Here is a 19,022-nt window from a genome sequence, read left to right on the forward strand (position 1 = left end):
TTATAGACGTTCAATCACTGCTTGTGTGAAGTCTGTTGTACCGTGGCTGCCGCCAAGGTCACGCGTTGTTCGGTCACCTGTTTTGATAACGTCAGCGACTGCACTGCGAATACGTTCTGCTGTGTCAGCCATACCTAAGTGCTCAAGCATTTGGATTGATGCTAAGATAACTGACGTCGGGTTAGCAAGGTTTTTGCCTGCGATGTCTGGCGCACTACCGTGTACTGCTTCAAAGATAGCGGCATCTTCGCCGATGTTTGCACCTGGAGCCATACCAAGACCACCAACAAGACCAGCACATAAGTCAGATAAAATGTCGCCGAATAAGTTAGTTGTAACGATAACGTCAAACTCATCTGGGGTCATGACTAGTTTCATACATGTTGCGTCAACAATCATCTCTGTTGATTCGATTTGTGGGTAACGTTCTGCTACTTCACGTGCAACTTTCAAGAATAAACCCGATGTTGATTTAAGGATATTTGCTTTGTGAACAGCGGTTACTTTTTTACGGCCTTCACGGACTGCAAGTTCGTATGCGAATGTAACAATTTTTTCAGCGCCTTCACGGGTGATTTTTGATAATGCTTCAGCTTCGTTACCGTCTTCAGATACTACTTGACCAAGACCTGAGTACATACCTTGCGTGTTTTCACGAACAGTGATGATATCGATATTATCGTAACGCGCTTTAGTACCCTCAAATGATTTAACTGGGCGTACGTTAGCATAAAGGCCAAATTGTTTACGAAGTGTCACGTTGATAGACGTAAAACCTTCACCTACTGGCGTCGTTAATGGGCCTTTTAAAGTGATCTTGTTACGTGCGATAGTGTCGATTGTTTCTTGAGGAAGCAACTCACCAGTTTTCTCTAGGGCAGCAAGGCCAGCATCAACGAATTCATAATCAAAATCGCAACCTGCGGCATTTAGGATCTCAAGTGCTGAATCAATAATGCTAGGACCAATGCCGTCGCCTTTGATCACTGTGATGGTTTGTTTAGCCATTTACTTTTCCTATTTATGAGTAGATATACACGTAAATACATCGCGAAAATGAGCGCGATTTACTTGTTAGAGGATTTACGTGGATGTGTTTGAAAATTTAAGCGGCTTTTATAGCAATTTATTCAGCTTTTTGCCAGTTTATACTGTGAATACTGACTATAAATAGACGAAAGTTCATATTTTCTTAACGACTTCGAACGTTTTAGCACCATTTTTTAAAAATTATCAGCAAACTCGCATGTACGAAGGTATGAATAAAAATCCGCTTTTGACTGCCAACCGACCGTCGTTAATGTTTCAGCGATAATGTTTTCTTGCCAACTACTAAACATAGCCTTAGGTTGAAATACATAATAACTGAACAATTTTACTGCTATCCAAAGCTTTTCATTCTGTTGTAATTGTTGTTTTTTTAATTGCTCACTGTTAAGTAAATGCTGTGTCCAAGGATTATCGCCGATTAACTGGGTAAGGTATTCGCTCAGGGGAGCCAAATCAAGCGTGTTAATCCCAAACAAGCACGCAAGTGGAGGGCTTACCGTATGCTCTTCTGCGTGTTCAAACACGGTTTTGCGTGACATACTTGTTGCCTGATTCTCACACAGATACAAGACATAGGCATATAAGGGCAAGGTGACTTGCTCAAATTGCTGAATAGGTGAGTGTTTAAACAGTGCTTGAATAATCCGTACTATGTTTTCAAGGCGTTTGGCTATGTGCGGATATAAAGGGTGCGATGTGGTGGCAACTAAGCGCTGAAACAATACTTTCTGGATAATCGCTGGCGCATTGTCATAGCCCACCATCGATAAGCAATGGCGTAAATCTTTTGCGCGTTGGTGCTCTTTATTATAAGGCTTAACAGCGTACGTAAGCTGGTGAATAAGTTCAGGGTATGGACTCAGTAATTTGTTTAACGCCCGATAACTGTACTCTTTTGCTATTTTAAGTTCGCTGATCAGTGTTAGATACTGTTGCTGGCGACGCTGATTTGCTGGGGGAGGCAGCACAAAATTGATGTTTTCACTAAACCAAACGGTATAAAGCAAGCGTGAATCATTGCAAACACGTTGTTTATCAATAATTGACAGGGGGGCTTTAAATCGATGCCAACGAATTTTTTCAGGTTGAGACACATCAATTAAAATATGCCGATGTTGCTCGTCAGTCGTTAGGTATATTAAGGTTTGCTCGGCATACTTCACTTCGCTTGCGGGAATGTACGGACCGATATGTGCAATAAAGGCTTTAATTGCATTTTGCGCAAACTCATTAGGTGTACGAAGGTAAATATCGGCCAATGCTTTATGCACACTAATATGGCCACCGGACTCTCGGTAGGTAGTATTCATCGCGATGATATTAGCGAGTGCAACAAGGGTTGTCGCACCATCGTAAATCATCACTTTTGGTGCGCTGAGTAAGGCTTGCTTATATTTATTTAAACGCGCTAATAAGTGCTGAATTGAAACCGTATTTGGGCCCGCTGCATGGAGCAATTTTACAGCAAGTTGATGACGACAATGCCACAGTTTTTTGTCTTGCTCGGTCAGTGTTTGCCCTGATGCGAGCTTATTACTTTGTGATTGCACACATAAATAATTAGCAAGACAGCAACTTATAATTTGCTCACTTACTGCTTTATTATAATTGAGGCTATGGCACATTATGCACGCAATGACACACTGGTTAACAACCAGGTTCGTTGTGTAACCATGGGCTGCGACGTATAAGTTAAGTTGTGCCTGCAGACTTTTAGGGTATGTTTGGTATACCAGGTAATAACGCTCAGCAAGATTACTGAGTAATGGGTAAATTTGTGACCATTTACGTTTTTGATAATACAGGTTAAGTAGCTGATGTGTGCTATCGAATAAGCGTGCCAATTCCCGCGGCGTCACAGTGTCCATCATTGTGTGCTAACTTTCTTGCTGATAACTTTCATAGGCACTGGGCCCCCATAATACAAGTTGGCCATTTTTAAACAGTAAGCCTGTACACTCATCAATCGTGGTTATGCCATCTGATTTAACATGTTGAGTGCGATAAAAAATAATTTGCCATACATTGTCTTCAACGCGTTTTGCATAGGTTAAATCGGGGCTACCTAAATAATCAAGCACGGCATTGAGGTTTTCGGGTTTTTCTATTGAAAGCTTGGCGATGTAGCGTTTGTTGAAGGCTTCACGGTCTTGCCAGATCATGGCTTGCGGATCATCTTTATAAAAAGTGATCACTAGGGCTGCTATAAGTGCGTAAACACCTAACCCTAATACCAGATATTGGAAAACCTTTTTAATCATGTGTAACTCTATAAAACAAACACGAATTTTCAGTATACGCGCAGTTGATAAACTGTGCTACGAGATTGCGACTAATTGAGCCTTAACTGCTTTAAACTAAAGCCTAAGTTTATATCTGTTCGTAACATTACTAAATTTCTAGAGATAATCAGCTTATCCATATCAGCGGTTAACTTACGTTTTAAAGTGGCATTGAGTGCGTCGTCCATCATGGCCGTTTCAATCGACTCATAGTCATTAATTAATTGCTCAGCCGATTTATTACCAATTCCTTTAACGCCCGGTATATCATTGGTTTTATCACCTGCAAGTGCCCAAAAGTCAATAAGTCGATGCTGGGGGACATTAAACCGCTGTTTAATGTCTTGATGCTCAATATAGTGTTTTTTAAAGTAATCGAATATGGCGATATGCGCTGATAAAAACGGTAAAAAGCCTTTATCGGTAGACACAATAGTGGACGAGACATTATTTGATGCTGCTTTGTAGGCAAGCGTGGCAATGATATCGTCTGCTTCGTCGTTCTCAGGCGAGAACACCACGATACCGGTCTCTTCGATAGCGTGTTTAAAACGCGCTAAATTGTTTTTTAGTGTATCAGGCATGGGGGAACGCGTGCTTTTGTAAGCAGCGTAGTAATGATATCGCCAGCTTTTATCGCCATCAAACACCGCAATTGCATGGGTGGCGTTGCATTGACTTAGTAATTTTTTACAAGCATGTGCCACGCGGGCACAGCTTGCTTTAATCATATGCTCTTCACTGTGATGACTCTGATTACTATCAACGGCATAGATGCGCCGAATAAGGTTTAACGCATCTATTAAAAGTAATTGGGTTGTCACATGTTCTCCAGTTATGCTTTGATTTCATAGCAAGGGATATACTTGCTGCCAGGTAACTTCATACGACCTTGCTCAACAAAAGCGGCAAGCAGTTTATCCATATCGGCCATTAATGCAGGCTCGCCACTGAGTACAAAGCGGCCGTACTGTTTAATCGCCTGTAAGCCTTCATCTTTTACATTGCCAGCAACAATACCCGAAAATGCGCGTCGTAGATTAGCTGCAAGTTGTTGAGTAGGTTGATCTAAATGTAAATCTAAGCTTGCCATATTAGCATGTGTCGGCGCGAACGGCTGCTGAAAATCGTTATCAATTTTTAATGTCCAGTTAAAGTAGTAGGCATCACCTTGGCTTTTACGGTATTCGCGTACGTCTGCCATTTTAGCTTTAAGGGTTCTGCCAACACGTTCAGGGTCATCAATTATGACGTCAAATTTATCAAGGGCTTTTTTGCCGAGTGTGTTTTCAACAAATTTACAAAGCTCAATAAAGTAGTTTTCACTTTGTTTAGGCCCTGTGAGAATAACGGGTAAACATTGCTTCTCGTTTTCAGGGTGCAATAAGATGCCTAATAAATAGAGCAACTCTTCAGCAGTGCCCGCGCCACCAGGGAAAATAATAATACCATGCGCAGAACGTACAAAAGCCTCTAAACGTTTTTCGATGTCAGGCAGTATAACCAGCTCATTCACGATAGGGTTAGGTGGCTCAGCGGCAATGATACTAGGCTCCGTTAAGCCTAAATATCGGTTGTCGGTAATACGCTGTTTAGCATGGCCAATGGTCGCCCCTTTCATGGGGCCTTTCATTGCACCTGGGCCGCAACCGGTGCAAATATTTAAACCACGCAAGCCTAACTCGTAACCCACCTGTTTGGTGTATTTATATTCGACTTCGTTAATAGAGTGGCCTCCCCAGCATACAATCATACTAGGATCGCTATTAACTCTGAGTGCTCCTGCGTTTCTGAGCATGTCGAATACCATATGGGTAATGGCCTTTTGCTCTGTTAGATCTTTTTCGTATTTTTGGCAAATAAACAGGATGTCACGGATCACTGAGAAAATATGTTCGTGAATACCCGTGATTATTTCGCCATCGACAAACGCGGATTCTGGTGGATTCTCTAATTCAATTTTAATACCGCGCTCACGGCTTAATAAGCGAATGTCGAAATTTTCATATTTGTCGTAAATTTCAGAACTTGAGTCTGTGTGGCTACCCACATTGAGAACAGCGAGCACGCAGTTCCTAAATAATTTATAACGCTCGCTGGTGGATGATTGTTCGAGTAGATCAACTTCTAGTTGTGATAGTAAATCCAGTACACCGGTAGGATTCAGTTGTTTTAACATAAGCACTCTCCTAGCTCGTCAATGAGCCTGTCTAATATGTATTAAAGACCCTAAGTAAGGTATACATGAGGTCTTTATTTGCTAATGCAAACTCTATTTCGTCCTTCATTTTTAGCTGTATAAAGCGCTTCATCAGCTCGGTCAAAGGCAATCAATTGCGTATCGCCTTTTTTTAGTTGAGTCGCGCCAATTGAAATCGTAATTTCAACTTGCGTATCTTTAAATTTGAATGGGATACTTTGAATTGTTTTTCGTAGTTTTTCTAAGGGGGCTACGGCTTTTTCAAGCGGCATGCCGGTCATTAAAAGTACAAACTCTTCACCGCCGTAACGGGCTATAAAGTCAGACTTTCTAATTGATTTTTGCAGCGCTTTAGCGAGCACCTGAAGTGTTTTATCGCCTGCACTGTGGCCATATCTGTCGTTGATTGATTTAAAATGATCGACATCAATAACGACTAAAGTAAGCTCAGAACCTTGCGATAAAAACAACTGGTATTCATGTTCAAAGCGCTCATCAAATGCGGCACGGTTCGGAAGTTTCGTTAAGCCATCAAGCAAACTTTTAAAACGTTGTTCGTTTAAACGTTGCTTATAAGTTGTCAGTTTACTCTCTAGACTACTTACCCGATTATTAATGTCTTTAAAGCTTGCAAGTAAGTTTTCACGCTCAGCGTGTTCAAGTTTTTCTTTGGTGATTAAATCATCGCTCAATGACTTGAGCTCTTCTTCCACTAATTCTTTAAGCGCCGAAATTGATGTTGCTTGTTGAGTTTGCTGATTAAGATTTTTAATTTTGCTTTCGATTCTTTTATTAAGTGAATCGTATTCTGCACTCAGTGACTCAGAGTGTTTAGTGGTTGAGACGATAGAATGATGCAGCTCTTCAATTGTTTGATTTAACGAAATTAAAAAGCTCTGCGCCGACTGGCGTTCTTTACTTATATTTTGTGAAATAATGGTAATGATGCCAATCGCAGCATCAAGTAGCTCATCAACGCTGTCGTTGCGCGTAATTTGGTTTCTGATATTTTTTATTTGTTCAGCACTTTCGTCTTCAAATAACAGTCCATTAGCCAATGTCATTAGCTCAGAGGCAAGCTCGGGTTTAATTAAAGCTTCGCCGGTATCACTTTCAGCTAGCTTTGCTTGCAGGGCTTGGTGATAAATAACAACCAGCTTGGATAAAATGGGCACAAAATCATGGTTCGATTGAATGTTATCAAGCTCACGGTCAAGCAAGTTGCGCAGCGAGCGGCGCGCATCATCAGGTAACCCTTTTACTTTTTGTAACTGCTTGCCCGCATCTAATACGCTTTTATTAAGATCGCGCTGCAAGGCAATTTGTTTTGCTTCTTGGTGTTTGAGTAAACCGAGTACATCGTCAATAAAGGGGGCTAGTAGGTTAAAATCAACGCCTTTTTTTAGAGCACTTCGGTATTTGGCAAGGCGGTTATCAAGCTCCATGTCTAGGCCTTTACAGCTCAGCGATAACTTAGCCGCAAACTGTGAAAGTACTTCAACTTGATGTTTGCGCGCATCCTCGACAACCATCCTTGCGTCGATCGCTTGCTTTAACTTTTTATTAAGAACATCATGCTGTTGCTGCACTTACTTACACCGCCATCAAGTTTTATATTTATGTACCTTAAGTCTACAACAATTTAATGTGAAATGTAGGTGATAAGTCAAAAACTTAACTATTTTGTCTATCAGGCTTATTGCTACGGCAGTTTATCGGTTTTTAATTCACATTTTATATCTCAGTTGATAGGCTAATTCGCAATTATCGATAGTAATAAAAAAGAGTTGTTATGAAAAAGTTTTTGGCTATGTCAATTTTGGCCGCATGCTCTAGCAGTGTGTTTGCAGATGTAAACTATTCACTGGCGATCACTGAACCTGAACATCACTTAGGTAATGTTAGTGTGGAGTTTCCTGAGACAGCCCAAGCGCATTTAGACGTAAAACTTCCTGCATGGCGCACTGGACGCTACGAAATTTTAAACCTTGCGAATGGGGTACGTTTTTTCGATGCGAAAGATGATAATGGTAAGCCGTTAAAATGGGAAAAAATTGACCACAGCACATGGCGTGTTCACTTAAATGAGCCAACACACGTTAATATTGATTATCAAGTCTATGCCAATGAACTAGGTAAACGCGCGCGTCACATCGATGACAGCCATGCGTTTATTGATGCATCGGGCTTTTTCATGTTCAGTGAATCATTTCGCCAAGATCCTGTGACGGTAAAGCTTGATGTGCCTAAAGCATGGCGCTCTGTTTCGGGTATGGAAAATGCAGGTTCAAAACACAGTTTTAAAGCGGCTGATTACGATATTTTGGTCGACTCGCCAATTGAAACAGGCATTAACGAGTTACATAAATTCACGGTGGATGGCCGAGACTACGAGCTGGTTATTTGGGGCGACGGTAACTACGACGTTGAGCAAATGCTAACGGACCTTAAAAAACTAGTGGCTACAGGTAATGTAATTTGGGATAGTTATCCGTATGAGCGTTATGTATTTATGGTACATGCAACGTCTGGTGCAGGAGGAGCTACAGAGCATTTAAATTCAACAATTATTCAGCGCCCACGTGACCGTTTTGGCTCTCGTAAAGACTACTTAGCGTTCATTAGTACTGCTGCCCATGAGTTTATTCATACATGGAATGTAAAGGCGTATCGTCCGAAAGGCATCGCTCCTTACGATTACACAAATATTAACTACGCGAAAACACTGTGGATTGCAGAGGGTTCTACAAGTTACTTTGAAGATCATTTGTTAGTGCGCTCTGGTATTGCAAAAACGGATGAGTTTTTTGATACCCTAACTAAAACTATTAACCGCCACTTGCAAACCCCAGGTCGTGAAGTACAAAGCGCCGCTGAAACCAGCTTTGATAAGTGGATCAATCAAGGTGGTGACCATGCTCGCAACTACAGCACTAATATCTACCTTGAAGGCTCGTTAATTTCAATGGCACTTGATATCGACTTGCTAGAAAAAAGTGATGGCAAAATCAGTTATCGTGATGTGCACCGTGCGCTTTACAATAAGCATCGTTTGCCTGATGGTTTTACACCTGATGATGTAAAAGCCATTTTAAAAGAGCTAACGGGTCGTGATTACAGCGCATGGTGGCAAGCTAATGTGGATGAGCCAGCAGCCATTGATTTTGATGCCTTGCTAGCAAAAGTTGGCTTAGGTTTGACTCGTCCTGAAGGCGCAAAATCAGTACCGAGTATTGATTCATTCGCTAAAAATAGCGGTGAGTTACTAACACTTACACATGTTCGTCGTGGTGGTGCAGCATGGCAAGCAGGTTTAACAACAGACGATAAAATCGTTGCCTTCAACAAAAAGCATGTTGGCAAAGACTTAAAAGCAAGCTTAGAAACGTTTAAAGCGGGCGACACAGTGACTGTTGACTTTATCCGCCGTGATGCGCTGCAAAGCACAACGCTCACACTTGGCGAAGACTTTGATAAAGAGAAAAAAGTAACAGCATTAAAAGATGCTACACCTGCTCAAATGGCGTTGTTTAAAGCATGGATGGGTGTTGACCACCCAAACCAAGCTAAGTAAACATTTAATGATTTTTGATTGGTAAGAGAGGAGCTGCGGCTCCTTTCTTTTTGTCGGGCGTTTGTTGGGCTTTTACAAACTGTTTGGTGTATTTTGCGTTTAAAATTGCACTGTGGATCTGCTGCTTTTTACGTCGCCAAAATGACTTTTTAACCTGACAAGACCTATCACGAATATCGCTTTGCGCACTGTCAGGTTGTATAACAGGGTAAGGCAGGAGTGAAAAGCCATAAACGCCGGTTTCCCACACGTGTTGCAAATCGCAGTCTACAGGGCGCGCAAATGTGTCTGTGGCCTTAAGCAGTGCTTTAGCCCCCGCTAAGCTAATAGCCGTTGCGCAGCAGCCAGACATGAGTTTTTTATGAATTGCTAAGTGCTGATCATCTGCAAGCGGTTTTGCGTATGCAATGTCACGATTGCGATTTTTATATGCGGCCAATTTAATGAGTTGCCATGGCTGTTTTAAGTGATTGATGTTCTCAATAGCACTGTGAATTGAGCGGTCGAGCACAAAATCATCTTCTAAAATAATGGCGTAGTCGAGTTGCCTATCGACGATTGTTTGCCATGCTTTTCGGTGACTCAGGTAACAGCCTATTTCACCTCGACTTAAAGGTTTGTGGTACTTTTTAAGGTTTAAACGTGCATTGTAATGCTTGGCGATATCTGCGTCTGTTAATGTTTTACCATCGACAGCATCAATGCGCTCAAATGCTAAGTTCTGTGCATTAAGCTCATCGCTTACGCGGTTTAGTCGCTCTATTGAGCTTGCTAAGTTAATTACAAAAATAGGGGGCATTATGCTTACCTGATGAGTCGTTTTAATCAGGCTAACAAGCTTTAATGACGCTTGGGTGTCAGCATTATTTCGTTTTTATGTCAGAGCGAGGGGTATTTAAAATCGCACACTTTTCTTTTTCAGATAAAATGATCCAATCAAAAATTTCATCATTCGTTCGGCCACACCCAGTGCAGTAGCCATTAAGTCGATGGCATTGCCCAATGCAGTCAGTTTTATATGTGGATTTTGGCTTTTTAGAGTCTGTCATGCGAGTTAAACGTTAAGGCCACAACAATGTGGCCTTAATGCATTCGATAGGTTATTTACCTGCAACAGGCTTACCAATTTCAAGAGTGGTTGACCAAGGCTGTTTTCGCGATAATGTTTTACCCGAATGAATAGAAATAACGGGGGTATTTTCATCAAGCACAAACGTTGTACGCAGTGATTCTGCAGACTCTTTTTGGGTTTGATGCCAGTTATTATCTGCTAAACAAGCTTGGGTGAAATTGACTGCCCGAGTGTGATCTGCAACCGCTTGCTGTTGTTGCGCGTAGTTACCTACACAACGATACGTGACATTGTCATTATCAAGCGCTGTAATTTGGCAGTTGTCGGAAATTAGGTTGTATTTTGCTGTCCATGTTTCCATGTATTTTGTGTTCACACGGCTGCGTTTTAAGCCTTCAAAGCGATTATCGTATGCGCCTAAAAGTGCATTAATCTTCTCGCAAGGTGTCAAATTATCTATGGCGGCTTGTTGCTCGGTCGTAAGGCCAGTACAACCTGTTAAAACAAGGCCAAAAAGTAAGGCGGCGAGTGGCTTTTTCATATCAGGCTATCCTTTTAAATAGCAGTTCCTTTAACGTTTCCTAAAGGATACCTAAGCCCTTGTAAAAATGCTAATAAAGATTTATTGGCGGGAGGTTTTGTGATGACAAATTGCCCCATAAAATAAGGGGCAATTGAATAACATTATTATACATACGCGTATTTATAACGTTGTTTTACCAGAAATATTCGTTACGTTAACTGAACCTGAGCCATCGCTAAGTAGTTCAAAGTTAGCTGCTTTATCAACACGAATGCTGCCAGAACCGTCAGAAATAACCACATCACCTGCGATATCGTTTAAGTCGATGCCACCAGAGCCGTCGTGAACATTTATATTACCTTGGGTGTGTGCGACATCAATGTTGCCAGAACCATCGTGAATTTTAATATCACGACTGACGTTTCTTACGTTAATGCTGCCAGAGCCATCATTGATTTCAAGTGTGCCTTGAATGTCGATTGCCTCAATGGAACCTGAACCATCGTTGATCACGGTGTTAGCAGCTTTGCGAATAATAATTTCGCCAGAGCCGTCGTGCACGTTGACATTAAATGAACGTGGAATACTGACGGTTAAATCAATGCGTGTTTGTTTATTCGTGTGGTAGTCACATTGGCCAGCAGAAAGCTCTGCATTACTGCCTTTAGCCTCAAGTCCTAAGCAGTATTCATCGTGAGGCTGATCTTGGTAAATTTCAGCTTTTACGGTTACTTCATCACTGTCACTGCCTATTATGTGTAAAAAACCTGAACCGGCTTCTACTTTTAGAGCGCTTAGTGATTTTGCGTTTAGTGTCAGGTTTTTAGTGTTTTGTAGAGGCATATCGCCCCACGCGAATGTTTGCGCTGATAGCAAACCTGCGGCAATGAGTGATAACGTTTTAACTGTGCTCAACATGACTTTCCCTTTTATATGTATGGTGTTGTTAGCTTAGTCGTAAACGTGGAGGAGAAAGGTTTAAATGGGTTTAAAATTTTTATGTAATAGCTTAAGATGCGCCATTTTAGCGGCATCTTAAGCTTTTAATGTTACTTATGGCGGCCTTGTAAGCAGCTCACGACATCAGCCAGTGAAAGGCCTTGACGCTGTAACAACACGGTTAAGTGATACAGTAAGTCAGCCGATTCATTGGTTAATTCATCGTTGTCATGCTTCATGGCTGCCAGTGCTACTTCAACACCTTCTTCACCGACTTTTTGGCAACTACGGCTTAAGTCTTTTGAAAATAAAGACGCTGTGTAGCTTTTACTTGGGTCATCGTCTTTGCGTGAAACAATCACTTGTTCAAGTTCAGCTAAAAAAGCTAGGCTGGGTTTAGCGTCATCACCAAAGCAGCTTTGCGTGCCTAAATGACAGGTTGGGCCTAATGGGTTTGCGAGTACTAAAATGGAATCGTAATCACAATCGGTGTGAACAGAGACGACTTCAAGGTAGTTTTCTGATGTTTCGCCTTTGGTCCACAAGCGCTGCTTTGAACGTGAGTAAAAGGTCACCTTTTGCTTGTCGAAGGTGGCGGCTAAGGCATCCGCATTCATAAAACCTTGCATCAAAATAATCCCAGAGCGTGCGTCTTGCACAATGGCTGGGATCAATTCGCTTTTGGCAAAATCGACTTGAGTAAGGTTATCTTTGGTTAATTGCATAGTCGTGCCGCTATATTATTATCGATTAAAAATTGTTTTAGTTCGCCAATGTTAATGACGTTCTTATGAAATACGCTGGCAGCAAGTGCACCGTCAACGTGGCTTTGCTGAAATACATCAACAAAGTCTTGCATTGTGCCGGCACCACCTGATGCAATTAGCGGAATGTCGCATAATGCGCGCATTTTAGAAAGTTGAACATTGTCGTAACCTTTACGCACACCATCTTGGTTCATGCAGTTTAACACGATTTCACCTGCGCCTAGGTCTTGCACACGCTTGACCCATTCTTCGGTTTTGTATCGTGTACGGCTTGATGCATTAGGGTCACCCGTTAATTGGTACACTAAATATTCGCCAGTGGTTTCATCGTAAAAGCTATCAATGCCGACAACCACACATTGTTTACCAAACTCATCGTGTAATTCTTTGATAAGTTCAGGGCGTGCAATGGCAGGGCTGTTGATACTGATTTTATCTGCGCCGCGCTCTAGCACACGCGCTGCGTCGGCAACTGATTTAATGCCACCAGCCACACAAAATGGAATATCAATATGGCGGGCAATACTCTCAACCCAATTTACATCAAGTAGGCGTTTTTCGACACTGGCGCTAATCTCATAAAACACCAGTTCATCAGCACCGGCATCGCTGTATGCTTTTGCAAGTGTTAAAATATCACCAACCACTTCGTGGCCTTTAAACTTAACGCCTTTTACGACTTGGCCGTCTTTGACATCTAAGCAAGGAATTATGCGTTTTGATAACATGCTAACGCCTCCTCAACATTAAAGGCACCATCAAGCAATGACTTACCTAAGATAACCCCACCCACACCGAGTTTTTTAAGCTTGGCGATATCGTCAAGCGAGCTTACGCCGCCAGATGCTTGTACTTTTATTTGGTTGTTGTGGTTTATTAAATCTTCATACAGTGCAAATGAAGGGCCTGTCATGGTGCCGTCTTTACTGATATCAGTGCACAGAAAGTCAATGACGCCCAATGCTACGTAAAAATCAACAAGTTCAAATAATCCAAACTCAGATTCACTTAACCAACCGTGAGTGGCAGGAGCCCAGCCGTTTTCGGTTTTATTTACATCAAGGGCAATCACGAAATGTTCGGCCCCAAACTTTTCAATCCATGCTTGGACTTGCTCGCGCTTTTCAACGGCCATTGAACCAATCACAACTTGGTTAGCTCCGGCTTCTAGCCAGTCGGCCACATCGTGTTCAGAGCGAATACCGCCGCCAACCTGATAAGGGACGTTTAATGCTTTGGTCGCGGTTTGAATATGTTGCCATTGCTTTTTGCTCGGGTCGCGTGCGCCCTCTAAATCTACAAGGTGCAGCTTACCTGCACCGCTGTTTGCGTACGCTTGTAAGCGTGCGCCTAGTTCGTATGGGTAAAATTGTGCTGTATCATACTTACCTTGGTATAAGCGCACAATTTGGTTTTGTAATACATCAAGTGCTGGAATAATCACGTTTTGGTCTCTTATTTTTGTGCTGCGCTTACAGCTGCCAATCTAAAAAGTTTTGTAATAATCGGGTGCCGACTTTGGCACTGCGCTCTGGGTGAAATTGCATGCCTGCATAGTTATCTTTTGCAACAATCGCAGAGAAAGTGTTTCCGTATTCACCACTGACAAGCGTGGCATCGTTGACGGTGTGAGCAAAGCTATGCACAAAGTAAACATGATCTTGCGCTGTTAAACCTTTAGTGAGCGCATGCTCTTTTAATACTGTTAGGTCGTTCCAGCCCATATGCGGTGATGTCAATGTACCTACGTCAAGTTGCTTAACAATACCCGGGATTTTACCTAGGCAATCAACATTGCCTTCTTCGGTGCTTTCGCAAAGTAATTGCATACCTAAACAAATGCCCATAAGCGGACGCTGATATTCATCAATGGCTTGTTGCCAGCCACCGTCTTTTAGGCGCTTCATTGCCACAGAAGCATGGCCTACACCGGGTAAAATAGCACGTTCAAAGCCTTTTAGTTGCTCAGGTGAAGTGATCACTTCTGGATTTTGACCGAGTCGCTCAAACGCAAAACGCACCGAGTTGATATTGGCACAACCCGTATTAATTATGGCAATCATAAACACCCCTTTGAGCTGGCAGTTTGTTGCGTGGCATCTTTTGCGATAGCAGCGCGCAGCGCTCTGGCAAAGGCTTTAAATAAGCCTTCTACTTGGTGATGACAGTTACCCTCGCTGACTGACAAAATCAGGCTCATTGCGGCGTTGTCACTTAAACTTTTAAAGAAATGCTCAACCATTTGCACATCTAAGTCGCCGACTTTTTCACGGCTAAAATCGGCATTTAACACAAACGATGCACGGCCCGATAAATCTATTTGCGCCTCGGCTTTACATTCATCCATCGGTAGTGCAAATCCATAACGGCCAATTTGCGTTTTTGTACCCAGCGCTTGTTTAAGTGCTAGCCCTAAGGCAATACCAATGTCTTCAACGAGGTGGTGTTCATCAATGTGTAAGTCGCCCGTGGCTTGAACATTAAGTCCGATATTGGCGTGGGTGCGAATTTGGTCAAGCATGTGATCAAAAAAGCCAAGGCCAGTACTAATGTCGCCATTTTTGGTTTGGTCTAAATTAACCTGCACATCGATTTGCGTTTCTTTGGTGTTGCGGGTTATGCGACCTTCACGGTTTTGTGTTGTTAGCTGAGTGACAATGGCATCCCAACTGCCGGTGTATAAAATGCCTTCGCAGCATAAGTTAGCAGCAAGACCTATATCTGTTTGGCGGTCACCGATGACAAATGAACGGGCTAAATCTACTTTGCCTGAGCGCATAAGTTCAGTCAGCAACCCTGTTTTAGGTTTACGGCAGTTGCAATTGTCTGCATCAAAGTGGGGGCAAATCAGTACTTCGTCAAATTGAATACCTTGGCTGTTGAGGATATTCATCATTTTGTCTTGCGCAATGTCAAAATCAGCCGTTGGGAAGCTATCTGTACCTAGTCCATCTTGGTTCGATACCATAACTAAGCGGTATCCCGCTGCTTGAAGTTGCAGTAGAGCAGGGATCACATTGGGTAAAAATACTAATTTCTCGAGGCTATCTACCTGTTTATCGGTGATTGGCTCTTCGATAATGGTGCCATCGCGGTCAATAAATAAATACGGGTTACTCATTATACTTCCTGTTCTACTGTGTTACTGGCAAGTGATAAACCATCTAGCCAAATTTTTACTTGTTCTAATTCTTGTTCATTACCGATTGAAATGCGCAGCCAATCATTTTCACCATAAAGAGTGAATGCGCGCATCACAAGACCTTGTGCCAATGCAATATTAAATGACTGTCTATCTTTTAGCTTTAAGGTTACAAAGTTACCTTCACCACTAAGCACCTTAACCACGGCCGATGATTGTTCAAGCCAGTCTTTTAGTTTGGCTTTTAAACAATTTAATATAGTAACTTGGCGACGCATTGAGGCGATGTTATCGCTACTGAGTGCATCAGCCGCAATGCGTGCGACTACAGTTGATACTGGATAAGGCGCAATTACTTTACGGATCGGTGCCAGTAAATCACTGTTTGCAAGTGTGAAGCCTGTACGCAAACCTGCTAATGCAAACGCTTTAGATAAGGTTCTTAGCACCACAAGATTATTAAATTCATTAATTAAGCTTGCTGCAGTGTGTTCTGGACAAAACTCTATATAAGCTTCATCTACCACGACGATGGCTTTACCCGCAAGTTGTTGGGTAATCTTTCTGATCTTGTCTAGGCTCGTCATGCTGCCTGTTGGATTATTAGGATTACAAATGAAAACTAATTTCGAGTCAGCTATCGCAGCAACAATTTCATCCACCGTGCCTTTTAACAGTAACTCTTGGGTGAGACCGTTAATGCTCACGTTGTGAGTGTCGGCAGTGACTTTGTACATACCATAGGTTGGTAAAAATAGCGCGATACTGTCTTTTGCTGGGCGGCAAAATGTACGCACCAATAGCTCAATGCCTTCATCGGCACCGCGTGTCATCAGCACTTGCTCTGGCTCTAAGTTGGCATAACATGCGTAACGGTTAATAACCTGTGTTGGCTGTGGATCGGGGTAGCGATTTAAATCGGCCAAACTCACAGTAGGCGTGCGAGAGTAGGGACTTTCGTTGGCATTTAGCCACGTTGTTCCAGTCAGTTTCTCGCTCTTTGCTGAGCTATAAGCTGTTAGGGCTGCAATGTTGTCTGGCAACTGTGTGGTAAGTGTTGAGTTATCGCTCATTATTTAGTGCCTCAAGACGAATTGAAACAGCATTAGCGTGAGCATCAAGCCCTTCTGCTGCGGCCAAAGGTAAAATTGCTTTAGATAATTCACGTAACCCATTTTTGCTAATGGTTTGTACTGTGTAAGTTCTAAAAAAGTCCAGTAAGTTTAAGCTCGAATAGGTGGCACTGTAACCATACGTTGGTAGTACGTGGTTAGTACCTGACGCATAATCGCCTGCAGATTCCGGTGTATAGTCGCCCACAAAGACAGAGCCAGCATTTTTAACTAAGCCTAAATAAGGCTGAGCATCAGCAAGTTGTAAAATTAGGTGTTCAGGACCATATTGTGCTGATACTTCAAATGCCTGCTCAATAGAGTCGACTAAAATCAAGCTTGAATTTGCAAGGGCTTGTTCAGCGGTTTCTTTACGGCTTAATTTTGCAAGCTGCGTTGTTAATGCTTGCTGCGTAAGTTCAATAATGCGCTCACTATTACACAGTAAGATTACTTGTGAATCAGCACCGTGTTCTGCCTGCGATAATAAATCGGCAGCAATAAATTCAGGATTTGCACGTTCATCAGCAATCACCAGTACCTCAGAAGGACCTGCAGGCATATCAATTGCCATGCCCGGAATCGTCTGGGCGACAAGCTGTTTTGCCATTGTCACAAAACTGTTGCCTGGGCCAAATACTTTATTGACCTTCGGTACAGACTCAGTGCCGTAAGCCATCGCTGCAATTGCCCCTGCGCCGCCACTTTCAACAATTGTTTTAATACCGCATAGCTTAGCTGCATAGAGAATTGCAGGGTTAATGCTTTCATCGCCCTTAACAGGTGTTGCAAGCACAACAGTTTTTGCACCGCTTAATTGTGCAAGGACACCTTGCATAATAACCGACGAAGGTAATGGCGCACTGCCACCGGGTACGTATATACCCACTGCTTCAATCGCTTGGTATTTAAGCTCACATAACACCCCAGGTTGAGTTGTTAGTTTAATGTCTTTTGGTAATTGTGCTTGGTGAAAGCGTTTTACATTAGCGTAAGCTGTTTCAATCGCGGCTTTTAATTCGCTCGATAAAAACTGTTCTGCTTGATCAATTTCTTCAACGGGCACTAATAAACGCGGTGTTTCGCGCTTATCAAATTGTTTTGCCATGTTTAAAAGCGCAGCGTCACCTTGCTCTTTGACTGCCGCTAAGATATCGATGCATATTGATTCGATCTCTTTGCTTGCCGTGACAGCAGGGCGGGTAAGTACCGCTTGCTGTGCGAGTTGGTTTTCCTCATTCCAGCGAAACATGGATACTTACTCCATCATTTTTTCAATTGGCATAACGAGGATCGAGTTTGCACCGAGTGCTTTCAACTCTTCCATCGTTTCCCAGAATAAGGTTTCGCTGCTCACCATGTGCAGTGCCACATAATCATCACTACCGGCTAAAGCAAGTAATGTTGGTTGACCTGTGCCAGGCAGTAAATCACACACTTCATCGAGTTTTGCTTTTGGCGCGTGTAGCATGATGTACTTACTTTCTTTAGCTTGGCGTACACCCCGTAAACGCGGCATTAGGGTGTTGATTAAATCAAGTTTGCTTTGATCTGTCAGGTCTTTGTTTTGGATTAAACAGGCATTTGATTCGAGGATAGTATCGCCTTGCATTAAGCCGTTGGCTTCAAGTGTTGCACCGGTAGACACTAAATCACAGATAGCATCGGCAAGGCCTGCACGCGGAGCCACTTCTACAGAGCCTGTTAGCATAACTGTGCTTGCGTTGATGCCTTCACGTTTTAGATATTGACCTAGAATTTCAGGGTAGGTAGTGGCAATGCGCTTGCCTTCAAACCAGCTCTTCTTTTGCACACCAAGCTCTTGTGGCCAAGCTAGTGCTAAGCGGCAATAGCCGAAATCAAGTTTTGACAGTTTATTTACTTCAAATGCAGCGCCTTGGCGCTCGCGCTCGGCTTGTACTTCAACAAGCACGTTTTCGCCAACGATACCTAAGTCACACACACCGTCCATAACTAGGCCTGGAATATCGTCATCACGTACACGAAGTACATCAATGGGCATGTTAGTAGAGTGTGCTATTAGGCGTTGTTCACGAAGATTCAATTTAACGCCTAGCTGTTTTAAAAGCTCTTGGCAGTCTTTTGATAGTCGGCCGCCTTTCTGGATGGCGATACGTAAACGGTTGTTATTACTCATTATTCATTTTCCTTTAATTCAAAAACTAAAAACCCCGAGGAAACCTCAGGGCGAAAATAAATAATGTGGTTGATTACTCGCCAGAGGTTCCTTTTAGGAATAACCTCTCAGCGAAAAACCTGACAGGCTATTCCGGTGAATGATGGTGATGATGGATAGTTGTCAAGTTGAAGCGCATAATCTTTCCTGTGTTGCACTCGTTT

General features: G+C 42.6%; 19 protein-coding genes. 1 reads left to right on the forward strand and 18 read right to left on the reverse strand.

The features are described from left to right. From ACSSVW_RS01350 to ACSSVW_RS01375, 6 genes are all read right to left on the reverse strand, one after another. A complete protein-coding gene (locus ACSSVW_RS01350; protein WP_036971995.1) occupies positions 1-1,008 on the reverse strand; it encodes an isocitrate dehydrogenase in 1,008 nt (335 codons plus the stop codon). Positions 1,009-1,223: 215 nt separating this feature from the next. Further along, positions 1,224-2,921 (reverse strand): hypothetical protein, encoded by a 1,698-nt coding sequence (locus tag ACSSVW_RS01355; RefSeq protein ID WP_454178676.1) that lies wholly within the window; start codon positions 2,919-2,921, stop codon positions 1,224-1,226. A 6-nt stretch (positions 2,922-2,927) separates the two neighbouring features. Further along, the gene (locus ACSSVW_RS01360; RefSeq protein ID WP_036971993.1) at positions 2,928-3,311 is read right to left on the reverse strand and encodes a DUF3192 domain-containing protein; all 384 of its coding nucleotides are present in this window, start codon (positions 3,309-3,311) and stop codon (positions 2,928-2,930) included. Between the two features lie 71 nt (positions 3,312-3,382). Continuing rightward, a complete protein-coding gene (xni, locus tag ACSSVW_RS01365; protein ID WP_454178677.1) occupies positions 3,383-4,156 on the reverse strand; it encodes a flap endonuclease Xni in 774 nt (257 codons plus the stop codon). Between the two features lie 11 nt (positions 4,157-4,167). Further along, positions 4,168-5,511: a nucleotide 5'-monophosphate nucleosidase PpnN gene (ppnN, locus tag ACSSVW_RS01370; protein WP_036971989.1), complete on the reverse strand. Its 1,344-nt coding sequence runs from the start codon at positions 5,509-5,511 to the stop codon at positions 4,168-4,170. 74 nt (positions 5,512-5,585) lie between these two features. After that, positions 5,586-7,121, reverse strand: coding sequence for a diguanylate cyclase (locus tag ACSSVW_RS01375; RefSeq protein ID WP_339612161.1), 1,536 nt, complete (start codon positions 7,119-7,121; stop codon positions 5,586-5,588). Between the two features lie 203 nt (positions 7,122-7,324). Here ACSSVW_RS01375 and ACSSVW_RS01380 point away from each other — a divergent pair, with 203 nt between their 5' ends. After that, positions 7,325-9,106, forward strand: coding sequence for a M61 family metallopeptidase (locus tag ACSSVW_RS01380; protein ID WP_118844877.1), 1,782 nt, complete (start codon positions 7,325-7,327; stop codon positions 9,104-9,106). 4 nt (positions 9,107-9,110) lie between these two features. Here ACSSVW_RS01380 and ACSSVW_RS01385 read toward each other — a convergent pair whose 3' ends face one another. From ACSSVW_RS01385 to hisG, 12 genes are all read right to left on the reverse strand, one after another. Then, complete coding sequence (locus ACSSVW_RS01385) at positions 9,111-9,905, reverse strand: glycosyltransferase family 25 protein (protein ID WP_454178678.1); 795 nt, start codon at positions 9,903-9,905, stop codon at positions 9,111-9,113. Between the two features lie 64 nt (positions 9,906-9,969). Next, the gene (locus ACSSVW_RS01390) at positions 9,970-10,155 is read right to left on the reverse strand and encodes a DUF1289 domain-containing protein (RefSeq protein ID WP_083633614.1); all 186 of its coding nucleotides are present in this window, start codon (positions 10,153-10,155) and stop codon (positions 9,970-9,972) included. Between the two features lie 51 nt (positions 10,156-10,206). Then, positions 10,207-10,719 carry a hypothetical protein gene (locus tag ACSSVW_RS01395; RefSeq protein ID WP_075593264.1) on the reverse strand — a complete coding sequence of 171 codons (513 nt, stop codon included), beginning with the start codon at positions 10,717-10,719 and terminating at the stop codon, positions 10,207-10,209. A 162-nt stretch (positions 10,720-10,881) separates the two neighbouring features. After that, a complete protein-coding gene (locus ACSSVW_RS01400; RefSeq protein ID WP_454178679.1) occupies positions 10,882-11,619 on the reverse strand; it encodes a hypothetical protein in 738 nt (245 codons plus the stop codon). 131 nt (positions 11,620-11,750) lie between these two features. Next, positions 11,751-12,365, reverse strand: coding sequence for a bifunctional phosphoribosyl-AMP cyclohydrolase/phosphoribosyl-ATP diphosphatase HisIE (hisIE, locus tag ACSSVW_RS01405; RefSeq protein WP_036971977.1), 615 nt, complete (start codon positions 12,363-12,365; stop codon positions 11,751-11,753). Then, the gene (gene hisF / locus ACSSVW_RS01410; protein WP_036971975.1) at positions 12,356-13,135 is read right to left on the reverse strand and encodes an imidazole glycerol phosphate synthase subunit HisF; all 780 of its coding nucleotides are present in this window, start codon (positions 13,133-13,135) and stop codon (positions 12,356-12,358) included. The genes hisIE and hisF overlap by 10 nt, the downstream gene beginning before the upstream one ends. Next, positions 13,117-13,851, reverse strand: coding sequence for a 1-(5-phosphoribosyl)-5-[(5-phosphoribosylamino)methylideneamino] imidazole-4-carboxamide isomerase (locus ACSSVW_RS01415; protein ID WP_278369371.1), 735 nt, complete (start codon positions 13,849-13,851; stop codon positions 13,117-13,119). The genes hisF and ACSSVW_RS01415 overlap by 19 nt, the downstream gene beginning before the upstream one ends. A 28-nt stretch (positions 13,852-13,879) precedes the next feature. Beyond that, the gene (hisH, locus tag ACSSVW_RS01420) at positions 13,880-14,470 is read right to left on the reverse strand and encodes an imidazole glycerol phosphate synthase subunit HisH (RefSeq protein ID WP_036971972.1); all 591 of its coding nucleotides are present in this window, start codon (positions 14,468-14,470) and stop codon (positions 13,880-13,882) included. Further along, positions 14,467-15,528, reverse strand: coding sequence for a bifunctional histidinol-phosphatase/imidazoleglycerol-phosphate dehydratase HisB (gene hisB / locus ACSSVW_RS01425; RefSeq protein ID WP_036971969.1), 1,062 nt, complete (start codon positions 15,526-15,528; stop codon positions 14,467-14,469). The genes hisH and hisB overlap by 4 nt, the downstream gene beginning before the upstream one ends. Continuing rightward, positions 15,528-16,622 (reverse strand): histidinol-phosphate transaminase, encoded by a 1,095-nt coding sequence (gene hisC, locus ACSSVW_RS01430; RefSeq protein WP_454178680.1) that lies wholly within the window; start codon positions 16,620-16,622, stop codon positions 15,528-15,530. The genes hisB and hisC overlap by 1 nt, the downstream gene beginning before the upstream one ends. After that, positions 16,612-17,913: a histidinol dehydrogenase gene (gene hisD, locus ACSSVW_RS01435; protein ID WP_065979047.1), complete on the reverse strand. Its 1,302-nt coding sequence runs from the start codon at positions 17,911-17,913 to the stop codon at positions 16,612-16,614. Before hisD ends, hisC begins: the two co-directional genes overlap by 11 nt. Before the next feature lie 6 nt (positions 17,914-17,919). Continuing rightward, entirely contained in the window at positions 17,920-18,819 is a 900-nt protein-coding gene (gene hisG / locus ACSSVW_RS01440; RefSeq protein WP_036971963.1) for an ATP phosphoribosyltransferase, read from the reverse strand. Between the last annotated feature and the right edge of the window lie 203 nt (positions 18,820-19,022).

The sequence above is a fragment of the Pseudoalteromonas sp. MBR-15 genome, assembly GCF_053628915.1.

Coding starts and splice junctions, on each gene's coding strand:
- hisC (WP_454178680.1), bottom strand. CDS start 16,622: ATGAGCGATAACTCAACACTTACCACACAGTTGCCAGACAACATTGCA.
- hisB (WP_036971969.1), bottom strand. CDS start 15,528: ATGAGTAACCCGTATTTATTTATTGACCGCGATGGCACCATTATCGAA.
- hisH (WP_036971972.1), bottom strand. CDS start 14,470: ATGATTGCCATAATTAATACGGGTTGTGCCAATATCAACTCGGTGCGT.
- ACSSVW_RS01395 (WP_075593264.1), bottom strand. CDS start 10,719: ATGAAAAAGCCACTCGCCGCCTTACTTTTTGGCCTTGTTTTAACAGGT.
- ACSSVW_RS01385 (WP_454178678.1), bottom strand. CDS start 9,905: ATGCCCCCTATTTTTGTAATTAACTTAGCAAGCTCAATAGAGCGACTA.
- ppnN (WP_036971989.1), bottom strand. CDS start 5,511: ATGTTAAAACAACTGAATCCTACCGGTGTACTGGATTTACTATCACAA.
- ACSSVW_RS01380 (WP_118844877.1), top strand. CDS start 7,325: ATGAAAAAGTTTTTGGCTATGTCAATTTTGGCCGCATGCTCTAGCAGT.
- ACSSVW_RS01355 (WP_454178676.1), bottom strand. CDS start 2,921: ATGATGGACACTGTGACGCCGCGGGAATTGGCACGCTTATTCGATAGC.
- hisG (WP_036971963.1), bottom strand. CDS start 18,819: ATGAGTAATAACAACCGTTTACGTATCGCCATCCAGAAAGGCGGCCGA.
- ACSSVW_RS01400 (WP_454178679.1), bottom strand. CDS start 11,619: ATGTTGAGCACAGTTAAAACGTTATCACTCATTGCCGCAGGTTTGCTA.
- ACSSVW_RS01390 (WP_083633614.1), bottom strand. CDS start 10,155: ATGACAGACTCTAAAAAGCCAAAATCCACATATAAAACTGACTGCATT.
- hisIE (WP_036971977.1), bottom strand. CDS start 12,365: ATGCAATTAACCAAAGATAACCTTACTCAAGTCGATTTTGCCAAAAGC.
- ACSSVW_RS01350 (WP_036971995.1), bottom strand. CDS start 1,008: ATGGCTAAACAAACCATCACAGTGATCAAAGGCGACGGCATTGGTCCT.
- hisF (WP_036971975.1), bottom strand. CDS start 13,135: ATGTTATCAAAACGCATAATTCCTTGCTTAGATGTCAAAGACGGCCAA.
- hisD (WP_065979047.1), bottom strand. CDS start 17,913: ATGTTTCGCTGGAATGAGGAAAACCAACTCGCACAGCAAGCGGTACTT.
- ACSSVW_RS01360 (WP_036971993.1), bottom strand. CDS start 3,311: ATGATTAAAAAGGTTTTCCAATATCTGGTATTAGGGTTAGGTGTTTAC.